Raw genomic sequence first — 24,452 nt, 5'->3', positions numbered from 1 at the left:
TGCATTATCTAGCTGTTTCTGCTGCAAGCGCTGCAAGTGCTATTGAATTAACTTTTGTTTCAAAACTATCTGATCTTGATGTTAATATTACTGGCGCTGCTGCTCCCATTAATATTCCACCATTTTTACTTTTTGATGTTAATGTTAAACATTTATACATTACATTTGCTGCTTCTATATTAGGTAATACAAATACATCAGCTTGTCCAGCAACTTCTCCTGAAATATTTTTATGACGAGCTGCTTCTAATGATAATGCATTATCAAAGGCTAGAGGTCCATCTACTATACATCCTTTTATTTGTCCTCTATCATTCATCTTTGATAAAGCTGCTGCATCAAGAGTAGCTTGCATATCAGGATTTACAACTTCTACAGCACATATTGGTGCTACCTTTGGAGTTTTTATACCACATCCATGAGCAACCTTTACTGCACTATTTATAATATCTACTTTAGCCTTTAAATCTGGTTCAATATTAAATGCAGCATCTGTCATAAATATAAGTCTATCTATTCCTTCTATCTCAAAAACTCCAACATGAGACATAAGTTTTCCTGATCTTAACCCTATTTCTTTGTCTAAAACACTTCTTAAAAATGTAGCTGTATCAACAAGACCTTTCATAACCATATCAGCTTTTCCGCTAGATACGCATTCAACTGCCTTTAATGCAGCCTTTTTATTATTAGGTTCATCTATAATTTCAAACCCACTTAAATCCATATCTATTTTTTTAGCTACTTCTTTAATCATTTCCTTATTTCCAACTAATATGGCATCTGCTATTCCCTTTTTCTTAGCTGCCATTACAGCTTCTAAGACTGGTTCATCTTGTGCTACTGCAACAGCAACTTTTTTCATTTTTAATGTTGATAATTTACTGAATAGTTCTTCAAAATTTTTACTCATTCTAATTGCACCTCATCTTCGTATACTTTAGCTTTTTCTTCTCCATTTATTACCCTCAATGCTCCTTGAGCAAGTGCCAACATTTCATTTTCCCCTGGCACAATTTCCATTGGAGCGATAAAACTAACCATTTCTTTTATCCATTCAACTAAGTATGGATCATATGCTAATCCTCCAGTTAAAACAATTCTATCTACTTTTCCTTTAAGTACTGTTGCCATGGCTCCTATTTCTTTAGCTATTTGGTATGCCATAGCATGAAATACCAATTTTGCTTCCTCATTACCATCTTCTATCATTTTATCTACTTCTCTTGCATCATTAGTTCCTAGATAAGCAACTAATCCACCACGTCCTATTAAATTCTTTTTCATTTCATCATAAGTATATTTACCGCTGTAACACAATTTTGCAAAATCTCCATTAGGAATGCAGCCTGCTCTTTCTGGTGAAAAAGGGCCTTGTTGAATAGCATTACTACAATCTATTATTTTTCCATTTTTCATTGGTACTACAGAAATACCTCCACCTAAATGAGCTATTACAAAGGATGAATCTTTGACATTTTTGTTAATTTTATCACAAACTTTTCTACAAACCGCCTTTATGTTTAAAGCATGCACTAAAGATCTTCTCTTGATTAATGGAGTGCCAGAAAATCTAGCTAAATCGTCCATTTCATCTACAGATACAGGATCTACTATATAAGCAGGTACATCAAATTTCTGTGATAACTCTTTAGCAATTATTCCGCCAAGGTTTGAAGCATGATCTCCTTGATATCCAATTTTTAAGTCTTCAATCATTTGATCTGATACTTCATAAGTACCACCTGGCATAGGTCTTAAAAGGCCACCTCTACCTACAATTGCAACAATATCTTTTGGGTCAATCTTACTTTTAAGCCACTTTTCAACTACTGATATTCTCATATCCTTTTGATCATAAATATTTTTAAACTTACTTAATTCCTCTGGTTTGTGAGATACGTTCTCAACCTCTAACATCTTTTCTCCTGAAAAAATAGCTAGCTTTGTTGAAGTTGAACCTGGATTGATAGCTAATATTAAGTTTTTGACCATAATAAATTCCTCCTACAACCGTTAAATTATTATCATTTTTAAGCGATTTCAAGATTCTATTACCAATTTATACCCTCTTTTATATTTTAACAAAAAAAAATCTGAAATCCTAAATTTTCAGAAAATTATTAACAACTTATTATATTAATTTATTAAAGCTTATTGAATTTTTTTTATATTTTGATAATTATTTTTGTAAAAAGCCGTATATATTTATAATTTTTTTTGCATATATACAGCTTTTTATGAAATTTTTAAATAGGCTAAATTAATAATTCTCTTATTTAATTCTCCACCATTTTAAAAAATTTTATTCAATTATCTTTCTAAAGGTGAATACTTTTCCATTATCCTTTCTGATACCTTTATTCCATCTACTGCCGCTGAAACTATCCCCCCTGCAAAACCTGCTCCTTCTCCAGTTGGATATAATCCCCCTAAAGAAATGCTTTCTAATATTTCATTTCTACTCATTCTAACTGGTGCAGATGTTCTTGTCTCTATTCCTGTCATAATTCCATCACCACTGCCAAATCCTTTTATTTTTTTATCAAAGGCACAAAATCCTTCAAGTAATGATTCTGAAACATATGATGGTAAACAGTTTTTAAGCTCTGCAAATTCATATCCAGGCTTAATAGAAGGATTTACGTTTCCTAGCATTTTAGTTTTTCTGTCTTTTATAAAATCATCTATTCTTTGAAGTGGAGCTTTATATCCTCCTCCACCTAAATCAAAAGCTAATTTTTCATAATGCCTTTGAAATTCCATACCAGATAAAGCTGATGTGCCTGTAAAATCATTAGGATCAACAGTTACTACTAAAGCAGAATTTGAATTTTCCTTATCCCTTGCATGATAACTCATTCCATTTACAACTAATCTATTTTCTTCTGAGGAAGCTCCAACAACTACGCCACCTGGGCACATACAAAATGAATAAACTCCTCTTCCCGAATTTTTACAAGTATGTGTTAATCTATATTCTGCAGCTTTTAGTTTTGGGTGATTAGCATATTTTCCATATTGATTCACATCAATAAGTTCTCTAGGATGCTCTACTCTAACCCCTATTGCAAAAGACTTTGGCTCCATATATATTCCTGATTTATGAAGCATTTCATAGGTATCTCTTGAACTATGTCCTATTGCTAATACTAAACTTTCACAAGGTATTTCATTACCATTTACAACTATTCCAACTATCTTACCGTCTTTATGTATTATATTCTCTAACTTTGATGAAAAATATATATCTCCACCTAATTTTTTTATTCTCTCTCTTATATTTTTAACTACGCCTTTTAAAATATCAGTTCCAACATGAGGTTTACCTTTATAAATAATTTCCTCTGGCGCTCCAGCCTTTACAAGCTCTTCTAATATAAAATCACATCTACGGTCTTTTATTCTTGTAGTCAACTTTCCATCTGAAAATGCACCTGCTCCACCTTCCCCAAATTGCACATTACTATTCTTATCTAGAATTCCATTACTCCAAAATTTCTCAACAGTAATAGTTCTTTTATCTACATCCTCTCCTCTTTCAAAGACAATAGGCTTATAACCATTTTTAGCTAACATAAGGGCAGAAAATAATCCTGCTGGCCCTAACCCTATAACTATTGGTCTACTACTTAACTTTTTTTCTCCAAAAGAAATTTTTTCAAGACTACTATTATCTTCTATTCTCACGTTATTATCATTAAGTTTTGATACTATTTTTACTTCATCCTTATTATCAACTTCAATGTCTACGCAATAATTAAACTTTATAGTATTCTTTTTTCTCGCATCTAAAGACTCTTTTATTATCTTTAAATCTTTTATTTCTTTTTCAGATATCTTTAATTTTTTAGAAACTTTCTTTTTTATCAAAGAAATATCTTCTTCTATATCCAAAGTTATATTATTTATTCTAATAGGCATAAAAATCCCTCCATACTCTTAATGTCTAAAGATTTTATCATATTAATCTCTCTTTGTGAACAAACAAATAAAAAACATCATTAAGTGAATTTTCACTTAAGATGTTTTTTTATTATTTTTGTTTAGACTAAAAAATTTCTCCATATAAAAGTTTTATTAGTTTATATCATGTAAATCATAATTTAATAGTAACCTATCCTTTAACTCCCCCTATACTAACTCCTTCTGTTAGCTTTTTATGAACTAAACAATATATAATAATAGTTGGGACCATAACTATAACAAGCCCTGCAAACATAGCTCCCCAATCAGTAGCAAATTTTTGCTGCTCCATTAAATATTGAAGCCCTACTGATAATGTTCTTTTTTTCTCTGAAAATATTAATGTGGTAGCTAAAGCATATTCATTCCAATATCCCATAAAATTAAATATAATCACTGTTATTATGCCTGGTTTAGCTAATGGAACTATTATTTTAAAAAGCATCTGAAAATTACTACAGCCGTCTATATATGCAGCTTCTTCATAATCTTTAGGCAGAGTTTTCATAAAACTTATTAGAATATAAATTGAAAATGGTAAACTAAGAACAGCATAAACTAACGCTAAAGCAGTAAGGTTGTCCGTTAATTTTAATCCATTCATTATCAAAAATAATGGAACTATTATATAAACAGATTGAATAAATAGTCCTGCCATATAAACTGTTTTTATTATTTTTTTGCCAAAAAATTTATGTCTTGCTAACGCATAAGCAGAAGGTACTGCTAAAGCCACTAAAATTATTAGTCCTAATACTGTAACATATATGGAATTTAAAAAGTATTCTCCCATATTAGCCTTTGTAATAGCATTTAAATAATTCTCCACAAAAAAACTATTTGGTAATGCCCAAGGATTCTTTAAAAATTCTTTGCTTGTTTTTAAAGAAGAGGATATATTCCAAATTAAAGGTACTGCTACTATTAAGGTAAAAAATAGCATTATCATTCTTAATATCCATGTTTTAAAACTATCTCTATTTTTTTTAACTTTCATTATATAATCACATCCTATTACTTAGTACTGAATGTTTTCTTTTTCTGTAACTTTATTTACAATGGCAGCAAGTCCTAAGGCAAATATAAATACTACAACACCTATAGCCATAGCATACCCATAATTTGTATTACTAAAGGCCTGTTTAAACATATAAGTCAAAAGAACCTCTGATTTTCCATCTGGTCCACCATTAGTCATAATTTTTACAAATATAAAACTTAAATTCAATGCATTAGTAATAAAAAATACTAATGTTACTCTTACAACCTCCCAAAGTAATGGTAATGTTACAAATTTAAACTTTTGAACTTGTGTAGCTCCCTCTAAATCTGCAACCTCATAAAGGTCAGGTGAAATAGAATCTAATCCCGCCATATAAATCACCATATAGTATCCTACAGCTTGCCAAACCATAGTAAATACTAAGGCCCATAGAACTGTATTACTTTCACCAAGCCAAGCATGTTTTAATGTACTAAGTCCAATAAAATCTAAAAAGGAATTTAAAATTCCAAGAGATGGATCATATATATAGGTAAATAATACTCCTATTACAACCATAGATAAAACATTAGGAAAAAAGAAAATTACTCTATATAAACTTTTCTCACGAAGCTTACTTTGAGTTAATATTATTGCAAAAATCATTGAGAAAATAATTGTTATCAAAGGAAAAAATACTAGAAAAAATATATTATTTTTAAATGAAGTCCAAAAGGCTCCATCACTAAAAAGCGTTTTAAAATTATCAAATCCTATAAATTCTGCACTTGATGATAATCCACTCCAATTATACATAGACATTTTAAAGGCTTTTATTACAGGATAAACTGCAAAGAAGCAGAATAATAAAAATGCAGGTAATACGCATACAGCTAAAAATATTTTAAACTTTTTGTCTTTCATTGCATTATCAACCCCTTAATTATTAAGTTAGGAAGGTTTTTATACCTTCCTAACAATTAAATTTATTATTTTTGAGCTTCTCTTACCTTAGCTGTAGCACTTTCTATTCTTTCTGTCCATTGATATACTGTAATTTCTTTATTCATTAAACTTCCAATAGGATTGTAAATTTCATCATAAACCTTTACTTCAACATTTGGTGTTGGTTTAAAATCTTGGAATACAGGTTTTATTCCATTTTCAAATACCATAAAACAATTATAATTTGATTCTGGTAAATATGGTTTTGCTAACTCTATACCACCTTTAATTGGAACTACTCCGCCAGATTTTTCTGCATTTAATTTTACATTTTCATTTTTATATTGATATTTTAAAAACTCTTTTGCTAAATCTTTATTTTTAGCTGCTTTTGGAATATACATTTCTTCTATCATAGACATTGCATAGCGTTGGTCTCCTTTATTAAATGCTGGTGCTGGCATAAAACCAAATTTAAATCCACTTTCTGGAATAGCATCTTTCATTTCACCTTCAAACCAGTTTCCATTTGGTATAAATAAAGCTTTTCCTTGTAAAAACTCTGTTTGAGCTTGTGTATGATTCATAGCTACTGTTCCATCTAATAAGTATCCTTTTTGAGCTATATCATTAAAAACACCTAGAACTTTTTGTGCTTCTTCAGTTTTCCATGTTCCCTCTTCATATGAAAGAACATTATCAACTAATTTTTGTCCTCCAACTGATGCTAATGAAGATATCATAACAGCTTCATTATAACCAGGATTTAATCCTTGATAAGTATATAAAGCTTTTCCATCTGCCTTTGCTTTATCTCCTAATGCAAAAAATTCTTCCCAAGTTTCTGGAGCCTCATAACCTTTTTCTTTAAAATACTCTGAATTATACCAAAGTCCTGTTACTCCATAATAAAGTGGTGCTAAGTATACTTTTCCATCTCCATATGGTGATGTTAAATTATTATCTAAAAATCCTGGAAGTATTTTATCTTTAAGCTTTCCTCCTCCATCAGGATCATCACTTTCAAATAAATCTGATAAATCTTCTAAAGCTTTGTCCTTAATAAGAGCTTGAGCTATTCCTGATTCATTATTAGACCCTAGATAAATAAAATCTGGTGGATTTCCTGATGTAATTTTAGGTCTTATAATATCACCTATCTTAGGGTTAATCTCCATATTAACTTTTACATCCGGATTATCACCTTCAAACTTTTTAACTATCTCTTCCCAATAGTCTTTTCCATAGCCACCTTCAAAAATTGCTATATTTAGCTCTTTCTTTTCTCCTTCCTGTTCCTTTGGTTCTGATTGAGTATTACCGCAACCTATAAAAGCAGATCCTAAAATAGCTACTAATGCAGTAGCAGTTAAAACCTTTAAAAAACTCCTTTTCATATCATTCTCCCCTTTTTTATGGTATATTGCTATATATTATGATAGTTTTTTATAATTCATAACTAAATTATTTTTAGCTTTATCAATAATTATTTTTAAACAAAAAAAAACTACACTTATTTAAGTGTAGAAATTAAAAAAAATAAAATCTATAAAATATATTTTATTTTATATTAATCCATTTTATTTCCGTTGGATTTAATTTAATTTTTCTATCTACTTTACCATTAATGTAAACTTCCGTTTCTTGTTCTTCCTTGCTATTATTTATTATTGCCATTTTATTTACTTTTTCATAAACAGCACATTCTGTTTTTTCATTAGAAACATAATATTTTTTCATATCATTTTCTTTATTAAATGCCCAATAAATAGCTCTTAAAAGTAATCTACAATTTTCATCATTATATGGAAGTCCTGCTATATAAACTGCTCTTCCATTTCCATAAGTATTAATACTAAGAGCTACATCTCCTTTTTCCATAGCTAATATTCTACTGTTATCTCCTTTTGTATATATAGATTTCATACTTTCTCCAAAATCTATTTTAGTTTTTAAATCTTCTATAATAAAATGATTTTGTTCTAGCTTATTATATTTTCTAGTACTTAGGCTAAATCCGATTTCTTTATCTACTCCCAAAACGTCACTTAGCTGAAAATATTTTCCTTCATATTGATATGCAGTTGGTTCTCCAATTCCTATAAATCCACCACCATCATTTACCCATTTTCTTAGCTTCTCAAGTATTTCACTATCCTTCCAGTATTCTCCGCCACTCCAAGCAGTATAGGCATCACCAGAATTTATAATTACACCTATATCTTCTGGAATTCCATTTTTTTTAATTTCATCAAAACTTATAAATTCAATATCTAAAGCCATTCCACTTAAAGATTCAATTACTCCCACATAAGAATATATTTCTTTATACCATAAGGCATGAGCTACTTGGTTTGTTTGCCATTTTCTAAGTTTGCCCCAACAGTTTAATATGGCTACCTTAAATTTAGGGGTATAAGCTTTATCACCTTTTATATTTTCATGAATCTCTCTAAATTCATCACATATTTTCTCTACTGTTTTTAAAAATTTAGGAAACTTCATCGCCAAACCTAAATATCCTCCATATCCTATCCTATCTAATGGTTTTCTTAAAATAGCTCTTCTCGCTTGTATCCAATTTTCTAAAGCTTCTTCTTCAGGTTTTCCTCCTTCTTTAAAAACATCTGGAAAGAAATATGGTAAAAATCTTCCCTCTGTATATTTTACTCCTGGTATATCAGAAATCATTCTTAAGGTTGTACCATTACCAACAGATCCTACTACTGCATCTATACCTATACTTTCAAAGTATTTACCATAAGGTTCAGTTCCAATCCAATTATCACCTAAAAACATCATAGCTTCTTTATTAGCATAATGAACCTTATCAACCATCTCTTTAGCAAGAGCTGCTACCCACTTAGATTGATAATCTATATAGTCTTTAAAAGCCTTGGTAGGTATTCTAAATGGTGAATTATAATACCCTTCATCTACTATATCCTCTGACTTTAATTCATATCCCTTTTCTTTTTTAAATTCCTCAAGAGCTAATGGACTAACTGAAGAACTATATCCAAACCAATCTACAAATTTTTCTTTAGCCTCTTCATTAAAACATAAAGTGAAGTGATAAAAGAATGTTGTAAATCTTACTACATCTACATCCTTATTATTTTCTAACCAATTATCTAATAAATTTAAAATATGTTTTTGAGTTTTAGGTTGCCTACAATCGTAAGGAAGTTCGTGAGGTTTATCTCCCCAATTATTAGTTATATGATTGTACATTTGAGTAGGATCCCAAATCATATATACTAAAAAATTCACTGTATATTCATGCCATAAGGTAGCATCCTTTATTATCACTTTCATATTTTTCTTATCTAATATCCATTTGTTATTTTCTATAGTTTTACCAGTAGTCCTATCTATAACTTGCCACCATTTTTTCTCATCATGAATAGTATCAACTTTAAATTGTTCTTTGTAATATCCTTTCATTATATCTATTTCTAGTAATTCACTTTTTGCTATAGAAGGTTCTGACATTAAATAAAGCTCTTGAAGTTCATCTTTGTTATTATTAGCCCAAATTTGATCACTTCTTGTTGTTAAGTATGTTGAATAAACTTTAACTCCTAAATTTAATATAGATTCATCTAATTTAGTTCCATCACAGTCTCTTATAGCATCTGCTCCCCAAAGGTTTATAGCTCTTTTTATGTCATCTGTAATATTAGAGTCTGTAGGAATTGTAACCCTTCCTCTTAAATTATTATTCATAAAAACTCCTCCTTAAATCTATAAAAACAATAGATTTTATTACAATAATTTTCATGCTTCTAATTAAAAAACTATTTCTTTTATATTAAAATTTTATATATTTTCATAAAAAAAATTACTTAAAAAGCATATAATTTATATATACTTCTTAAGTAATATTTTTATTATAATATTAAAATTTTATTTATTGTTTTTCTGATGGATTTTGCTGTTGTTGTTTTTTCTCTATTATAACATTTACTGATTCTGGGTTAGATTTCACTATTTTTATTTTATTATTTTTGTTTTCTATATTAGGACTTAAGGAAACTGTTCCTTCTTTTTGATTAGCTAAATCTAAAGTAACTGATATATCATCACCTTTTAAATTATTTATATCATCCTCAAGTCCACTTACAGTAACTGTAATTTTAGATGGATCTAATTTTGCTGTAAGATCTTCTGAAAGTCCACTTGCTACTATATCTTTCAATATATCCTTAGTTATAATTTTATTTACAGATACTTTCACCTTAACTGTCTTAGAATTATTAGCTACCTTTAAGTTATTAGGAATTTTAAGAGGTAGATTAACTTCTGTAGAAGAATTTATCTTAGATAAATCTAAAGGTTCGGTATCTATTGTATTTATACTAGATAAAGTTGATTCGTCTCCTAAAAGTTCTATTTTACTTTCTAATGGCACTATTTCCTTTAGGACTAAACCTTCTGGAAGATTTCCTTGAACTGGAACATTCACTGCTACTAGTTTACCTTTAGATAATGGAACTGTAACTTCTGCGCTTTTAGGATCTATAGTCACATATTGTACTTCCTTTCCATCTTCGTCCACAGGCTTCAATGGTACATTTATAGTAATATTATTATCTGCATTTTTTATATCTCCATCTACTACTAAATTTTTAACCTTATTTACATATTCAGATGGACCAGACACAGTAGCGGTAGTTGGATTTATCTGAGCCTCTCCTGCATAATATCCTTGTTTTGTATTTATTTTTACATTACTTTTTACCGGAACACTCTTTTCTATATATTCATCTAATATTATAGTTACTCTTAGATAATTATTGTTTTTTATACTTATATTAGAAGGATAATTAACTATTTCTACTGGCACTTGATTTTCACCTTTTTTCAAGGCATATCCTGCAAGATTGGCATTTATTTTAAACTGATCTGGAGTTATTTTATAAACATCAGTTGCTGGTCCTTCTACATTTAAACTAACATAAAAACTTTGATTAGGAGCCAAAACTAATTTATGTTCTTTTAAAGAATCTGCATTTAATATTTGAACTGGTACCTTGTTCAATTTATAATCCTTAACAGGGTTCTCAACATTTGTTATATAAAGCCAAAGACCAAAAGATAGAATAAGACATATTAATCTAACTATCAAATCTTTCTTTTTACTTGTAATATCCATGTTTTCACCCTTTCTCCTAAAGTCTTAACCTTTTTATCTCTTCTATTTTTAACTATTTTTGTAAGTATATTTTTTAATTTTTCTTTATCATAATTCCTAGTTAATCTTCCATTAACCGCTAAAGAAATAGTTCCCGTTTCTTCTGAAACCACTATAACTAAAGCATCTGAGTTTTCTGAAAGCCCTATTGCTGCTCTATGCCTTGTTCCTAATTTCTTATTTATATTTGTATTGCTTGTTAAAGGAAGAACACATCCTGATGCAATTATTCTATCATTTCTTATTATGGTAGCGCCATCATGAAGTGGTGTATTAACTACAAATATATTTTCTAATAAAGCAGACGATACTTTCGCATCTAATATTGTTCCGTTTTGAATAACATCTCCTAATCTAGTGCTTTGTTCTATTGCTATTAATGCTCCTGTTTTAGTTGATGCCATATTTTCTACTGCTGTTACTATTTCTGTAACTACTTTATCTAAGGCCTCATCATCTTGAAAAACATGTATATCTTCAAAAGCACTTCGACCTATATGCTCTAAAGCTCTTCTTATTTCTGGCTGGAATATGATTATAATAGTTAAAACACCTATAGTTATAGTTTTACTTAATATAAAATAAAGCATATCAAGTCTTAATAAATAACTGACAGGTATTAATATCAATATTAGTACAATTCCTTTTAAAAGTTGTTCAGCTCTTGTTTCTTTTATTAGTACATAACCTTTATAAAATATTAAAGAAACCACTATTATATCTAATATGGACCATATAGATATATTCTTTATTGAGTTAGTTAACATTATAAATACATCGTGCAATTATTTCACCCCTAACATCTATCTGCTTTATTAAAATTATACACCATTGATAGATTTCTTAACATATATTTATAAAATATAAAATGTAAATTTAAAAATAATATTACCATGTAATAATCTGATTTTATACGAATATAAATTAAATAGAAAAGGAGGAATACTTATGAAAGAAAATTTAATAAACTATTTCAAAAAATATCCATTATGGATTATTGCCATTTTAACTTTCATAATACCAATTTATTTATTTTCTAATGGTAGGTTAAATAAAGATTTTCAAAATGCTAAGAAAGTTTCAAAAAATATTAATTCTATCAACGATAATTTAAAACTAGCAATAAAAAATTCTTCTTTAGATACTTCTGTAGCAGTAAGTATTTTATCTGACAATATAAATAATCTTTCATCTTTAAAAAATAATTTAAAGAATCTTAAAATTTCAGATAAATATAAAGATGTATTTAATTCTTTAGATGCATCCTTAGATTCTAATTTAAGACTATGTAATCAAACTTCTCTTTTACTCCAAAATCCATCCTCAAATGATATTGAAGTTTCTTTAGATTCTTTATATTCATTATTAGATGAAACTAATAAAAATTATTTATATTGCTCAAAATATGGTTTAAATCCTTCTTTAACTTCTTCTGGTGAAGATTTTTATAATGCTGTACAAACATATATAAATGAAATTATAAAAATAAATAGAGATTCTAAAATAAATTCATCTAAAAATAATGAGTTTATTCGTTCTTTAGATGATAGCATTAGCAAATTAAATCCTATAATAGAAGATTTAATACCTGCAATAGAAAAAGTTAGAGAAGATAAAAGGGATATTGGTGTAATAATAGATAATGTAAAAGAAAAAAAATCATCTCTCAATTTATTAATAAATGATTTTAATTCTATGTCTGTTCCTTCCCAAGGAATGGAATGCTTTGAAAAATTTCAAATAGTATTAGATAATGCTAAAGTTTATTTAGATTCTTTAATGGAATCTTTAAAAGAAGAAGAAGCTTTTAATAAGATAGATTACTCAAATGTAAATACAGATTATGAGAAAACTAATTCTAGTCTTGATTCATTTAAAACATTTTATAATGAATTTATAAATTCTCAATAATTTTTGTATTAAAACCCTTCTTTTGGTTAAACTACTTTGGAAGAGGTTTAATCTAAAGGAGGTTTTTTATGATTAAATTTAAAACTTTTATATTCTTCCTCTTTGTTTTATCAATTACATCATTACCTATTAAGGTAGAGGCTACAGAAATTTCTACTAATAAGCCTCAGTTAACAATAGCTGAAGATTATGATCCTAGTTATAAAACACCATTAGATGGCGATTTAAACAACAACATATCTCAGCTTTATCATGAAAAAGAAACTGTTGTAGAAGTTTTTAACCATGAAAATAGAACTTTATATCTAACAGATAAAGATATAAATCTTATGTCTCAAATAGTTTTTGCAGAAAGCAAAGGTGAACCTTATGAAGGAAAAGTAGCTGTAGCTTCTGTTATCTTAAACAGAGCCGTATCCCCTGGTTTTCCTTCAACAATAGAAAAGGTTATAAAACAAAAAAATGCATTTTCTTGTGTTGTTAATGGCAAAATATCCGTAACGCCTACTAAAGAATGTTATGACGCAGTTATGGAAGCTATTAAAGGATATGACCCATCAAATAGGGCCTTATATTTTTATAATCCTAAAAGTTCAACTTGTAATTGGATGAAACAAATAGAAAAGAAAAATATTAAAACTATAGGAAGACATGTATTTTTCCAAATCTAAATTCTATACAAAAAATAAGAACACAGAAAAATCTGTGTTCTTATTTTTTACTTAGAATCTAAATAACTTACTGCACTTAGAGCCGCAATTTGCCCTTCGCCAGCAGCTTTTATATATTGATATGGTTTACCAATACAATCTCCTGCAGCAAAACATCCTAAAATATTAGTATTCATCAATCTATCTACTGATATATGACCATTTTCAACTAATAATCCTGGTACTAGTTGTGCTGGTGATAAACTATTTCTTAAAAAGAATAGTCCATCTGTTTCTATTTCTCTATTTTTTAAAATAAGCTTTTCAACTTTAGAGTTGCCCTCTACTCTAAAGGGTACATCTTTAATAACTTCTACGTTATTATTTAAAGAAAGTTCCCCTTTATACATCGGTATATAATAAACTTTTGACGCTAATTCACTAACGTAATTTGCATCTTCCTCTCCCTCTTTATTATACCCTACTATGGTAACAACCTTATTTTTATAAAGTGGAGCATCACATGTAGCGCAATATCCCACACCTTTACCAATAAACTCCTCTTCACCTTCAATAGGCCTTGTATACTCTATTCCTGTTGCTAATATTACAGATTTTGATTCATAAATTTTCTCATTTACCATTAAAGCAAAGTAATCTCCCATTGCGTATATATTGTTTATTCTTTCTTCTGTTATTGATATGCCCATAGAATCAATATGCTCTTTAAAGTGATTTTTCAAATCATTTCCGGAAACATTAAAAAATCCTAAATAATTATTGATTTTAGGAGCTTTTATAAGTTTAAAGCTTAAATCATTATTCCCAAATATTATTATATTTTTATTTCTAATTTTACTGTTAATTGCAGCAGATAACCCCGCTGGACCACTTCCTACTATGGCAATATCATATCTTTCCATCATTTTCACCATTTATTCTATAGATGTTTATTTATCATAGTTTCTAATTCAGCTTTAGGTCTAAATCCTACTACCTTATCAACTAATTTACCATCTCTAAACATCATAAGTGTTGGTATACTAGCTATTTGTAAAGTATTTGAAACTACTGGATTCTTATCAACATCAACTTTTACAAATTTAACATCTTTTACTTCATTTGATAACTGATCAATTACTGGTCCAATCATTTTACAAGGTCCACACCAAGTAGCCCAAAAATCTACTAATACAACACCTTCATGTTCTAAAACTTCGCCTTTAAATTCATTGTCACTAACTTGTTTAACCATACTCATTTCCTCCTTAAATACCCCTGTTGGGTATTTTCTTTAATAGTATTATATTCTTTTGAAAGAAAAAGGTCAATGATTTTTACAAATATTTAAATTTTCTCAAAGGTTCCTTTTACTAAGAGTTCACAATTTAAAAGCATTGTTTTTCCCTTTGCAATTACAGTATTTATTTCTAAAGTTTCTTTATCTAAAAGAATAATATCTCCATCCTTACCTTGTGATATTCTTCCTTTAGAATTAAGCTTTAATACATCTGCTACATTAGAAGTTATAACTTTAATTGCTCCTTCTAATGGTATTTTATATTCTAAAACACTTCTTTTTACTTCTCTATATAAGGAAGAAACAGAGCATATACCAAGTCCTACAAACTCTCTATTTTTGTTAAAGATTGGCATACTTCCATTTCCATCGGAGGAAAAAGTAATATTTTCTAATGGTACACCTTTCTCTAAGCTCAATTTTAAAGCTTCACTGGCTAATAGTTCTTCTTCCTCTAAAAAGTCTGGATCAGAACTAGTAGTAAAATCAATAAATCCACCTTTTTTTGTGTATTCAACTCCTACATTAAATAATTTTCTACTTCTATTTACATGAGTAGGTAACAATTGCTTAGGTGGTATTTCAGTATTTTCAATAAGATTAAATAAAAACTCCATCTTTCTTGCACCATCACCTAAATGCACATTAACTACTCCACTTTTACCAGAAAGAAGTCCACCAACTCTTCCCTGTGCTACTATATTTGCAAATTGTTCATAAGTGGCTTGTGAACTTCTATGATCTGATAAAGCTATTTCCCCAATTCCTATAATCTTATCAATAAGCATAATATCAGACTTAACACTTTCTGTTAAAGATTTTACCGGAATATCATAAGAACCAGTATAGCAGTAAGTAGTTATACCTTCTTCTTCTAAAGCCCTTGCTTTAGCTATTAAATCCCTAATATTTCTACATACTCCATCAGTTCCTATACATCCTACAGCAGTAGTTATACCAGCTTTTATAAATTCACTTAATCCTATTTCTGGAGTTCTGGTTTTAAATCCTCCCTCACCACCACCACCAATTATATGAACATGGGAATCCACAAATCCAGGTACTGCTATTTTATCTTTTCCATCAATAACTTCTATATTTAGAAAATCTTTTGGAATAGCTATACTATCATATATCCCTTCTATTTTATATCCTAATAAAACTATATCCTTTATGCCTAAATCCTCTGGTGATAAAACTCTAACATTCTTTATTATTGTTATCATTGAATCACTTCCTAAATATTATTTTTTTAATATGCTTCTAATCACATCATTATAATACATACTGTTTCTATACTTATCTTTTATTTTTTCCCCATAATCTTTACTTTTATTAATATCAACATTCTCATATAGTACAGCTAATTTATAAAGAACTTCTGAATAATACTCTTTCCCTGGATATTCTTTTATATATCTTTCATAATATTTTAATGCTTCTTTAAAGTTATCACTATTCTCATAGCAATTTCCAAGCATATATATTATATGTCCCTTTAAATAACTATTATCACTATATAAAAGAGCAGTACTAAAATTATCTATAGCATTTTTATAATTTTTTTCTTTTAGGTTATCTACACCTTTTTTATATATAGCTTCTACTCCTGTATCATCCATTAATTTTTTTGCTTGATCTAAAACAATTTTATCATCAACAGAAGTTTCTTTATCTTTAAACTCTAATAATATATTATTTATTTCATCATAATTTTTATTGTTTATGTATTCTAATAGTTTGTTTATATTTAAAGTTTTTGTATCTTCTTTTTTGCTCTCCTCTTTAGTAGATATATCTTCTTTATTTTCATTATTATTTTCTTCAGTAACTAATTTTTCCTCTTCAGCTATTTGTTCTTTAGCTTTTATATTATGAATTTTATTTTTATAGATATTTACTGAAAAATATATAATTCCAGCAGATATTATTATTCCTAATCCTATAGATGAAAATTTCATAATTTTTTTATAGTTTATTTTATTAGAATTTCCTAAATGATTAATTTCTTTTAATGTTTTTAATGCTACATCATCTTTAGGATTTAATGAAAGAACCTTTTCTATACATTCCTTAGCCTTTATTAATTCACCTTTTTTCATATAACAAAAAGCTAATCCATTTCCTACATTTATTCCATTAAAATCAGTTTCTGAGCAAAATATTAAGTTTTCTATGGCTTCACTAAATTTTCCTTCTTTGATAAGTGGTAAGGTATCATCATAAGCCTTTAATCTATTTCTATCTATCTTTAAGTCTTTTAAATACCCCTTTGCCATTAAATCATTATTATATTCTACATTAATGTTCCAGCAATATTCCGCTTCTTTTAAGTTTCCTTTTATATACCATATTATCCCTTTAAGATTTAATGCAGATGAATTTTTTAGATTTTCACAAATAATTTCATCACATATACTTAAACTTTTATCAAATTCTCCTTTGTTATAAAATCTTAAAGCTTTTTCATACTTAGTCTTTGACATAATTTATACTAATCCTCCAAAAAATAAATCACTTTTTATAAAGCTACTATATATAGTCGCTTAAAAAAGTGATTTCCTTAAATTATTTAATCTTGTATGTTTTCATTATTTAAGCAATTTATACTTATTATTTTCCACTCACTATCTTTTTTTACTTTTCCTAAAACTACTGATATATAATCCTCATCTCCTTTTAAAAGCAATACTTTAAAATCATCAAATCCTAATTCTTTAAAATATTCCTTTTTAGGGAAATCAGTTATATTTAAATATTCATCTGATATTTTACTATTCCTATTATATATATTTACTATTTTTGCATTCTCTTTTTTATCGAACCCAAATAAAAATTCATTTGAAATATAATTTATATTTTTATTTCTTAAAGCCATAAATATATCATTTAATATTATTCCATATCCATATCCTTCTCTATTTAAAATATCTTCTTTAGAATATTTTATAATTTTTTCATTACTATTTAAATTATTACCTCTTTTATTAGAATCTTCACTTAATATTATTTGAATTTGCTCCTTATCTTTTGATACACTAATACTTTTTATTAATTGATTATTTTCTTTAGTATTATATATTAAACTAAGTTTATTTTTATTTACATCTAATAAATATATCTCCCCATATTTTTCATTACCATAACTTTTATTTATAGCAATTAGTAGTTTACCCTCATTAGTCCATGATATATCTTTAAAATATATATTATCATTAGCATTATTGCATATATAATACTCTTTTATAAAAGAATTTTTTCCATTAAACTTAACTATTAATTTGCTCTCCTTATTATTATCTATTACAGCCTCATATTTTTCATTATTATAAGTATAAACCTTCCAATTGGTATTATAATAATTATTTAAAATTTTATATCTTATTTTAGGCATAACCTCACTACCATTTATTTTATAATTATGTTTTATCTTATCTATTTGTTTTTCTAAGCTTTGGTCTACTTTTTCACCATTTTCTAAGAAATTATTATTTCCATTTACTTTAAATATGTATTTTTTATTTTTTTCTACTATAATTCCACATATAATAAATATTAAAATAACTATAGAAATTATAAAGAAATTATACTTCTTTTCTTTTTTATAAAACTTATACTCATTCTTATAATCATCTATAAATTTATCTTTAGATGAGATTTTTTCATCTTTAATCAACTTTTTTAGTATCTCTTCATTATTTAACTTTTCATAATAAACTTCTTTGCAGCTATTACAACGATTCATATGATTTTTCATAGCCTTTTCTAAGTCCTTTGGAAGTTTACCATTAATCATTTTTAAAATATACTTTTTGAAGGTATTGCAATTCATATTATCACCTCCTAATATTTTTATTATAAATACTCCTTATTCTTCTATTATAAATGTAAAACTTTTAATATTGTTTTATTGATTTTAAAATATATATTAACATTATAATAAAATATTTTAACTATCTATTTTTATGTTTTATGACAATTATAAAAAAAGAGATATTTTGAAATTAATTTCAAAATATCTCTTTCTATAAAGTATTAAATATCATTATGTAATTTTAATACAATTACTTATTTATAAAAAATAATGCCTAATATAGCTGCTAAAACAATAGTTAATATAGGATGAATTTTCTTCGATAATAAAACAGCTCCTGTTATTAAAGTAATAATTATTGATTGCCAATCTACATAAGATGTTTTAGCTAAAGATAAAAATGCATTTATTATAAGTGCTATAAGTATAGGTCTCATTCCCATTAAACCATTTTTTACAACTTTTGATTCTTTAAATTTTTCCATTGTTTTTTGAAGTATAGACACCAATATAAAAGACATTAAAACTACTCCAGTAGTTGCACTTATACTTCCTAAAACACCTGATACTTTATATCCAACAAAGGTTGCTGAGTTTATAGCAACAGGTCCTGGAGTCATTTGAGAAATACCTATTATATCTACAAATTGATTATTTGTAATCCAATTATTATTATTAACTATTTCTCTTTCTATAAAAGGTAGCATTGCATATCCACCACCAAAGCTAAATGCTCCTATCTTAAAAAAAGCCCATAATAATTTTAAGTATATCATTTTTAACTAACCTTTCCCTTGTAAAATATTATTCCAAATATAGCAGCAGCAATTATTACAAAAACAGGATTTACTTTAAAAACAGTTAATAATATTACTGCTAAAACAATAAGTACGTAATTAACTTTAGTTTTTGGAACTGATTTAGATAAACTTACAACTGCAATTAATACAAGCATAGGTACTGCAGCACTTATGCCCTTAAAGGCTAGATTAACATAATAGTTGTCTCTAAATTGCATAAAAGCAGTAGCTACAATTAGTATTATTAAAAAAGATGGAAGGACCACTCCTAATAGCCCTAAAATTGCTCCTAAAAATCCACCAATTTTATATCCTATAAATATAGCTGAATTTATAGCCAAAGCTCCTGGTAAACTTTGTGACATTACAAGAATATCCATAAATTCTTCTTTAGTTATCCAATTATTTTTATTTACTACTTCCGCCTCTATAAGTGGTATCATTGCATATCCACCACCAAACGTAAAAGCACCTATTTTTAAAAAAGATAAAAACATTTTTACTGACTTATTCAAGGTTCTTCTCCTAATTCTAATAATATTTATTTTATATCTATGTATTTTATTATTGTCTATTTAATTATAATATATTTTTTATAATTAAATAATTTTTTATAATATAAAACAAAAAAAGATATGAATAATCACATCTTTTCTTGCTTTTAATGTATTTTAGTTTTTGAGTATTATTAAATTTTTAATTTAATTGCTTTAATTATTGTTCCATTATTACCTTTTTAGCATTAAGAATTGATGTAGCACTCATTGAGAACTCATCTAATCCATATTCTACTAATGTTGGTATAGCTGCCTCATCTCCAGCCATTTCTCCACACATTCCTACCCATTTACCATGCTTATGAGCACCATCTATTGTCATCTTTATTAATCTTAATACAGCCGGATGCATTGGGTTATAAAGATATGATACTTTTTCACTCATTCTATCTGCAGCTAAAGTATATTGAATTAAATCGTTAGTTCCTATTGAGAAAAAGTCAACATACTTAGCTAATTCATCAGCATAAACTGCTGCTGCTGGTATTTCAACCATAATACCCCATTGTATAGTTTCTGAGAATTCTTTTCCCTCTGACTTTAATTCAGCCTTACATTCTTCAACTACTTCTTTTGCTTGAAGGAATTCTTCAAGTCCTGATATCATTGGGAACATTACTCTTAAATCTCCATAAATAGAAGCTCTTAATAATGCTCTTAACTGAACTTTAAATAATTCTTTTCTATCTAAACATAATCTTATAGCTCTATATCCTAAAAATGGGTTCATTTCTTCTGGTAATGGTAAGTATGGAAGAGTTTTATCTCCACCGATATCTAGAGTTCTTATAACAACTTGCTTACCAGCCATTTTTTCTAAAACGTATTTGTATGATTCATATTGTTCTTCTTCTGTTGGAGCCTCTGTTCTATCCATATATAAAAACTCTGTTCTAAATAAACCTACTCCGTCTCCACCATTAGCTAATACTTGATCAGCATCTTGAGGCTTACCTATATTTCCGCAAACTTCTATTCTTTTTCCTTCTTTAGTAACTGTTTTAACATTGATTAAAGCTTTTAATTCCTCTTGTTCTTTTATAAATTCATCTCTTTTAGCTTTATATTCTTCTATTGTTTTTTCATCTGGATTTATTATTGCATTTCCTTCTATTCCATCAACTATTACAGTATCTCCTGATTTAACTGATGAAGTTATATCCTTTAATCCAACAATTGCAGGAATTTCTAAAGTTCTAGCCATTATAGCTGAGTGAGAAGTTCTTCCTCCAATATTTGTTAAGAACCCTACCACTTTACTTCTATCTAATTGAGCAGTATCTGAAGGAGTTAAATCATTAGCAACAACTATGGTATTTTCCTCGCTTATTTCAAATCCAACTACTTTACCAGCTAAATTAGTTATTATTCTTTTTGATACGTCCTTTATATCTGCTGCTCTTTCTCTCATATATGGATCTTCCATTGAGTCAAAAATTGCAACAAATGTATTTGTAACATCATTAACAGCTTTCATTGCATTTGAATTATTGTTTTCTATTTCAAGCTCCATAGCACCAGTAAATTCTGGATCATCTAGTAAAGTTAAATGAGCTTCAAAAACTGCTGCTTTCTCTTCTCCCATTGATTTTGCTGCTTTAGCCTTTACGTTTTCTAATTGAGTTTTAGAAAGTTCTAAAGCTTTTTTTAATTTTTCTTTTTCAGCTTGAACATCTGTTATCTTTTCATCACTTATTATTATCTCTTCAGTCTCCTGTAAAAATACCTTACCTATTGCATATCCCTTTGAAGCTGCAATACCTTTCATCATAATAAATATCCTCCTTAAAAAGTATCTATTTAAATATTAAAGTTAAATTCTAAAATTACTCTATATATTCATAGCAATTACTATGCCAAAAATTTATAATACCTAAATAAAAAAATTATTTAAGCTTATAATTCCCATATTAGCTTATTTTAATTAATATTTTATTATTTATGTAAAAATTATTTGCATGTATGAAAATATATTATTATTGATATTTTTTATCACCATATTTTTTCCAATATTCCACTATAACGTTGATTATACTATCTTTTACTGATATAATCAATTTGATATTTTTTATCATGCATATTGAATATATCGATAAATTTTATCAACCTTTCTCTTTAGTCAGTTTTTATATTATACATTTAATATTCACTTTTTATTAATACTTATAAAACTAATTTAATAATTTTAATAACGAAAGGATAAAATTCTATGTATTCTAAAGAAATTTATATAAAAGATACTAATGGGCTTCACACTAGATTTTCAGCAATGCTTGTAAATAAAGCCTCTAATATAAAAAGTAAATACAATATAAACCTATATATAAAAAAACCTCCTTATACTGACTGGCTAGGCATAAGTATGCTTGCATTACTTTCTTTAAAGGTACAGCAAAATGAAAATGTATTTATAGGGGCAGATATTAATAATCCTAACTGTAAAATTGCCGTAAAAGAACTTATAGATTACATAAATAGTACTATAAATAATACTCCTTCTGTAATGAATCAAATAGATGCTTTTATAGAAGAAAGTAAAATAGCTAATGAACAAATTTTAGAATCTTTACCTATAGGAGTTTTAGTTATTGATTCTAACTCAAATATAACAAATATAAATGAATATGCACTTTCTTTAATAGATAAAAACCATGAGGATGTTTTAGGTAAAAAAATTTCCGATATAATTCCTACTACAGAGCTTCCAAATATAATAAAGACTAAAAGTAAACACTTTGGTCATATTCAACATATAAATAACAAAATAACAATGGTTAATAGGACACCTATTTTTAATAATGAAAAAGTAATAGGTGCTATAGGTGTTCTTCAAGATGTTTCTGATATTATAGGAATAAAAGAATTAAATGAAAAATTCAAGAAAATTCTTGAATGTTCTCATGATATGATTTGTTTTGTAGATGAATTTGGTAAGGTAAGTTATATAAATCCAGGCTACGAAAACACTTTAAAAAGCTGTTCTAAAAATATTATAGGAAAAGATATAAATATAGTATCTCCTAATGGATTAAGATATAAATCATTTAAAGATAAAATCACACTTCAAAATATAAGGCATACTAAAGATGGTATAGATTTAATAAGCACTATAGAACCTATATTTATTGATAATATTTTTAAAGGAGTAATATCAACTTCTAAACCTGTTAATGAAATAAAAGAAATCATGAAAAAACTTAGAAAATCTGAAGAAGAATTAAATTATTATAAAGAAGAACTTTTACGTCATACATCAATATCATCTTTTCAAGATATTATAGGTGCTTCTGGAGTTTTAAAAGATATACTTTATATATGTGAAAAAGCCTCAAAAAGCACCTCTACAGTTCTTATAAGAGGGGAAAGTGGTACAGGTAAAGAACTTATCGCAAAAGCTATACATAATAATAGCTTAAGAAAAGATAAACCTTTTGTAAGAGTAAACTGCGCTGCCATTCCTGAAAATTTATTAGAAAGTGAATTATTTGGTTTTGAAAAAGGAGCCTTTACAGGAGCTATAAAAAGTAAACCAGGTAAATTTACTATAGCAGATGGCGGAACTATATTTTTAGATGAAATTGGTGATATGCCAGTATATATGCAAGTAAAACTTTTAAGAGTTCTTCAAGAAAAAGAAATAGAATCCTTAGGAGGATTAGAACCTCATAAAATTGATGTAAGAGTTATTGCAGCTACTAATAGAGATCTTGAAAGCCTTATGAAAAGTGGAGATTTTAGAGAAGATTTATATTATAGATTAAATGTATTATCAATAAATTTACCTACCCTAAAAGAAAGAAAAGCAGATATTCCCTTATTGGTAGAGCACTTTATTGCTAAACTAAATAAAAAGCTAAATAAAAATATAAAGTCTATTGATAGTGATTGCATGAATCTCCTTCAAAACTATTCTTGGCCAGGTAACATAAGAGAATTAGAAAATATAATAGAACGCGCTATTAATTTATGTGAAGGTAATCACATAACATCAAGAGATTTACCTACTTATATAATAGGTAATTATTCATCATCTACAAATCTTATAAATGTAATAAATGATGAAATCCTTCCCTTTGAAGAATATGAAAAACAAATCATAGAACTTGCTATTAATAAATATGGTAGTTTTAATAAAGCTGGAAAAGCACTTGGGCTAACCCATAGAACCATAAGCCTAAAATGTAAAAAATATGGCATTAATAAGGATTCCTAAGATATATACAATACTAATTTCAATAATTATTAATTTTAAGAGTTTTGTTAAACCTTATAAAAAAAGGTGCAAAACTCCATTAATATAAGTTATAATTATTTTATATAATAACTAAAA

20 protein-coding genes are annotated in these 24,452 nt (G+C 27.4%); 3 read left to right on the top strand and 17 right to left on the bottom strand.

The window, feature by feature from the left end:
- Positions 1-4 precede the first annotated feature (4 nt).
- From ptb to cdaA, 9 genes are all read right to left on the bottom strand, one after another.
- Positions 5-913: a phosphate butyryltransferase gene (gene ptb / locus BUA70_RS02840; protein WP_072892819.1), complete on the bottom strand. Its 909-nt coding sequence runs from the start codon at positions 911-913 to the stop codon at positions 5-7.
- Entirely contained in the window at positions 910-1,995 is a 1,086-nt protein-coding gene (gene buk / locus BUA70_RS02835; protein WP_072892817.1) for a butyrate kinase, read from the bottom strand. Before buk ends, ptb begins: the two co-directional genes overlap by 4 nt.
- A gap of 318 nt (positions 1,996-2,313) precedes the next feature.
- Positions 2,314-3,924 carry an NAD(P)/FAD-dependent oxidoreductase gene (locus BUA70_RS02830; protein ID WP_072892814.1) on the bottom strand — a complete coding sequence of 537 codons (1,611 nt, stop codon included), beginning with the start codon at positions 3,922-3,924 and terminating at the stop codon, positions 2,314-2,316.
- Positions 3,925-4,117: 193 nt separating this feature from the next.
- Entirely contained in the window at positions 4,118-4,963 is an 846-nt protein-coding gene (locus BUA70_RS02825) for a carbohydrate ABC transporter permease (protein WP_072892811.1), read from the bottom strand.
- 21 nt (positions 4,964-4,984) lie between these two features.
- The gene (locus BUA70_RS02820; protein WP_072892809.1) at positions 4,985-5,872 is read right to left on the bottom strand and encodes a carbohydrate ABC transporter permease; all 888 of its coding nucleotides are present in this window, start codon (positions 5,870-5,872) and stop codon (positions 4,985-4,987) included.
- Between the two features lie 65 nt (positions 5,873-5,937).
- Positions 5,938-7,290, bottom strand: a complete 1,353-nt coding sequence (locus tag BUA70_RS02815) for a carbohydrate ABC transporter substrate-binding protein (protein ID WP_072892806.1) — start codon at positions 7,288-7,290, stop codon at positions 5,938-5,940.
- Positions 7,291-7,453: 163 nt separating this feature from the next.
- Complete coding sequence (gene gnpA / locus BUA70_RS02810) at positions 7,454-9,622, bottom strand: 1,3-beta-galactosyl-N-acetylhexosamine phosphorylase (RefSeq protein ID WP_072892804.1); 2,169 nt, start codon at positions 9,620-9,622, stop codon at positions 7,454-7,456.
- A gap of 184 nt (positions 9,623-9,806) precedes the next feature.
- Positions 9,807-11,051, bottom strand: a complete 1,245-nt coding sequence (locus BUA70_RS02805; protein WP_072892802.1) for a CdaR family protein — start codon at positions 11,049-11,051, stop codon at positions 9,807-9,809.
- Positions 11,021-11,875, bottom strand: coding sequence for a diadenylate cyclase CdaA (cdaA, locus tag BUA70_RS02800; RefSeq protein WP_072892796.1), 855 nt, complete (start codon positions 11,873-11,875; stop codon positions 11,021-11,023). Before cdaA ends, BUA70_RS02805 begins: the two co-directional genes overlap by 31 nt.
- A gap of 163 nt (positions 11,876-12,038) precedes the next feature.
- Between cdaA and BUA70_RS02795 the strand changes: the two genes are divergently transcribed.
- The gene (locus BUA70_RS02795; RefSeq protein ID WP_072892793.1) at positions 12,039-13,001 is read left to right on the top strand and encodes a hypothetical protein; all 963 of its coding nucleotides are present in this window, start codon (positions 12,039-12,041) and stop codon (positions 12,999-13,001) included.
- A 68-nt stretch (positions 13,002-13,069) separates the two neighbouring features.
- Positions 13,070-13,672, top strand: a complete 603-nt coding sequence (locus tag BUA70_RS02790) for a cell wall hydrolase (RefSeq protein ID WP_083573437.1) — start codon at positions 13,070-13,072, stop codon at positions 13,670-13,672.
- A gap of 47 nt (positions 13,673-13,719) precedes the next feature.
- On the opposite strand, the gene BUA70_RS02785 is transcribed toward BUA70_RS02790, so the two are convergent.
- The 8 genes from BUA70_RS02785 to ptsP all read right to left on the bottom strand — a co-directional run bounded on the left by BUA70_RS02785 (position 13,720) and on the right by ptsP (position 21,893).
- Complete coding sequence (locus tag BUA70_RS02785) at positions 13,720-14,577, bottom strand: NAD(P)/FAD-dependent oxidoreductase (protein WP_072892791.1); 858 nt, start codon at positions 14,575-14,577, stop codon at positions 13,720-13,722.
- Between the two features lie 14 nt (positions 14,578-14,591).
- Complete coding sequence (gene trxA / locus BUA70_RS02780) at positions 14,592-14,906, bottom strand: thioredoxin (RefSeq protein WP_072892788.1); 315 nt, start codon at positions 14,904-14,906, stop codon at positions 14,592-14,594.
- A gap of 92 nt (positions 14,907-14,998) precedes the next feature.
- On the bottom strand, positions 14,999-16,177 hold the full coding sequence (gene iadA / locus BUA70_RS02775; RefSeq protein ID WP_072892786.1) for a beta-aspartyl-peptidase: 1,179 nt from the start codon (positions 16,175-16,177) through the stop codon (positions 14,999-15,001).
- 18 nt (positions 16,178-16,195) lie between these two features.
- Positions 16,196-17,437, bottom strand: a complete 1,242-nt coding sequence (locus tag BUA70_RS02770) for a tetratricopeptide repeat protein (protein ID WP_072892785.1) — start codon at positions 17,435-17,437, stop codon at positions 16,196-16,198.
- An 86-nt stretch (positions 17,438-17,523) separates the two neighbouring features.
- A complete protein-coding gene (locus BUA70_RS02765; RefSeq protein ID WP_072892783.1) occupies positions 17,524-18,783 on the bottom strand; it encodes a DUF4652 domain-containing protein in 1,260 nt (419 codons plus the stop codon).
- Between the two features lie 236 nt (positions 18,784-19,019).
- Positions 19,020-19,541 carry a chromate transporter gene (locus BUA70_RS02760; protein ID WP_072892782.1) on the bottom strand — a complete coding sequence of 174 codons (522 nt, stop codon included), beginning with the start codon at positions 19,539-19,541 and terminating at the stop codon, positions 19,020-19,022.
- 2 nt (positions 19,542-19,543) lie between these two features.
- Positions 19,544-20,080 (bottom strand): chromate transporter, encoded by a 537-nt coding sequence (locus tag BUA70_RS02755; RefSeq protein WP_072892781.1) that lies wholly within the window; start codon positions 20,078-20,080, stop codon positions 19,544-19,546.
- A gap of 199 nt (positions 20,081-20,279) precedes the next feature.
- Positions 20,280-21,893: a phosphoenolpyruvate--protein phosphotransferase gene (gene ptsP / locus BUA70_RS02750; RefSeq protein ID WP_072892780.1), complete on the bottom strand. Its 1,614-nt coding sequence runs from the start codon at positions 21,891-21,893 to the stop codon at positions 20,280-20,282.
- A gap of 438 nt (positions 21,894-22,331) precedes the next feature.
- On the opposite strand from ptsP, the gene BUA70_RS02745 reads away from it, so the two are divergent.
- On the top strand, positions 22,332-24,335 hold the full coding sequence (locus BUA70_RS02745; RefSeq protein ID WP_072892779.1) for a sigma 54-interacting transcriptional regulator: 2,004 nt from the start codon (positions 22,332-22,334) through the stop codon (positions 24,333-24,335).
- Positions 24,336-24,452 lie beyond the last annotated feature (117 nt).

Source organism: Clostridium fallax, from assembly GCF_900129365.1.
Lineage (GTDB): Bacteria > Bacillota > Clostridia > Clostridiales > Clostridiaceae > Clostridium_AH > Clostridium_AH fallax.
Note: the sequence above shows the minus strand (reverse complement) of the source record. Positions and strands in the feature narration are given on the sequence as shown.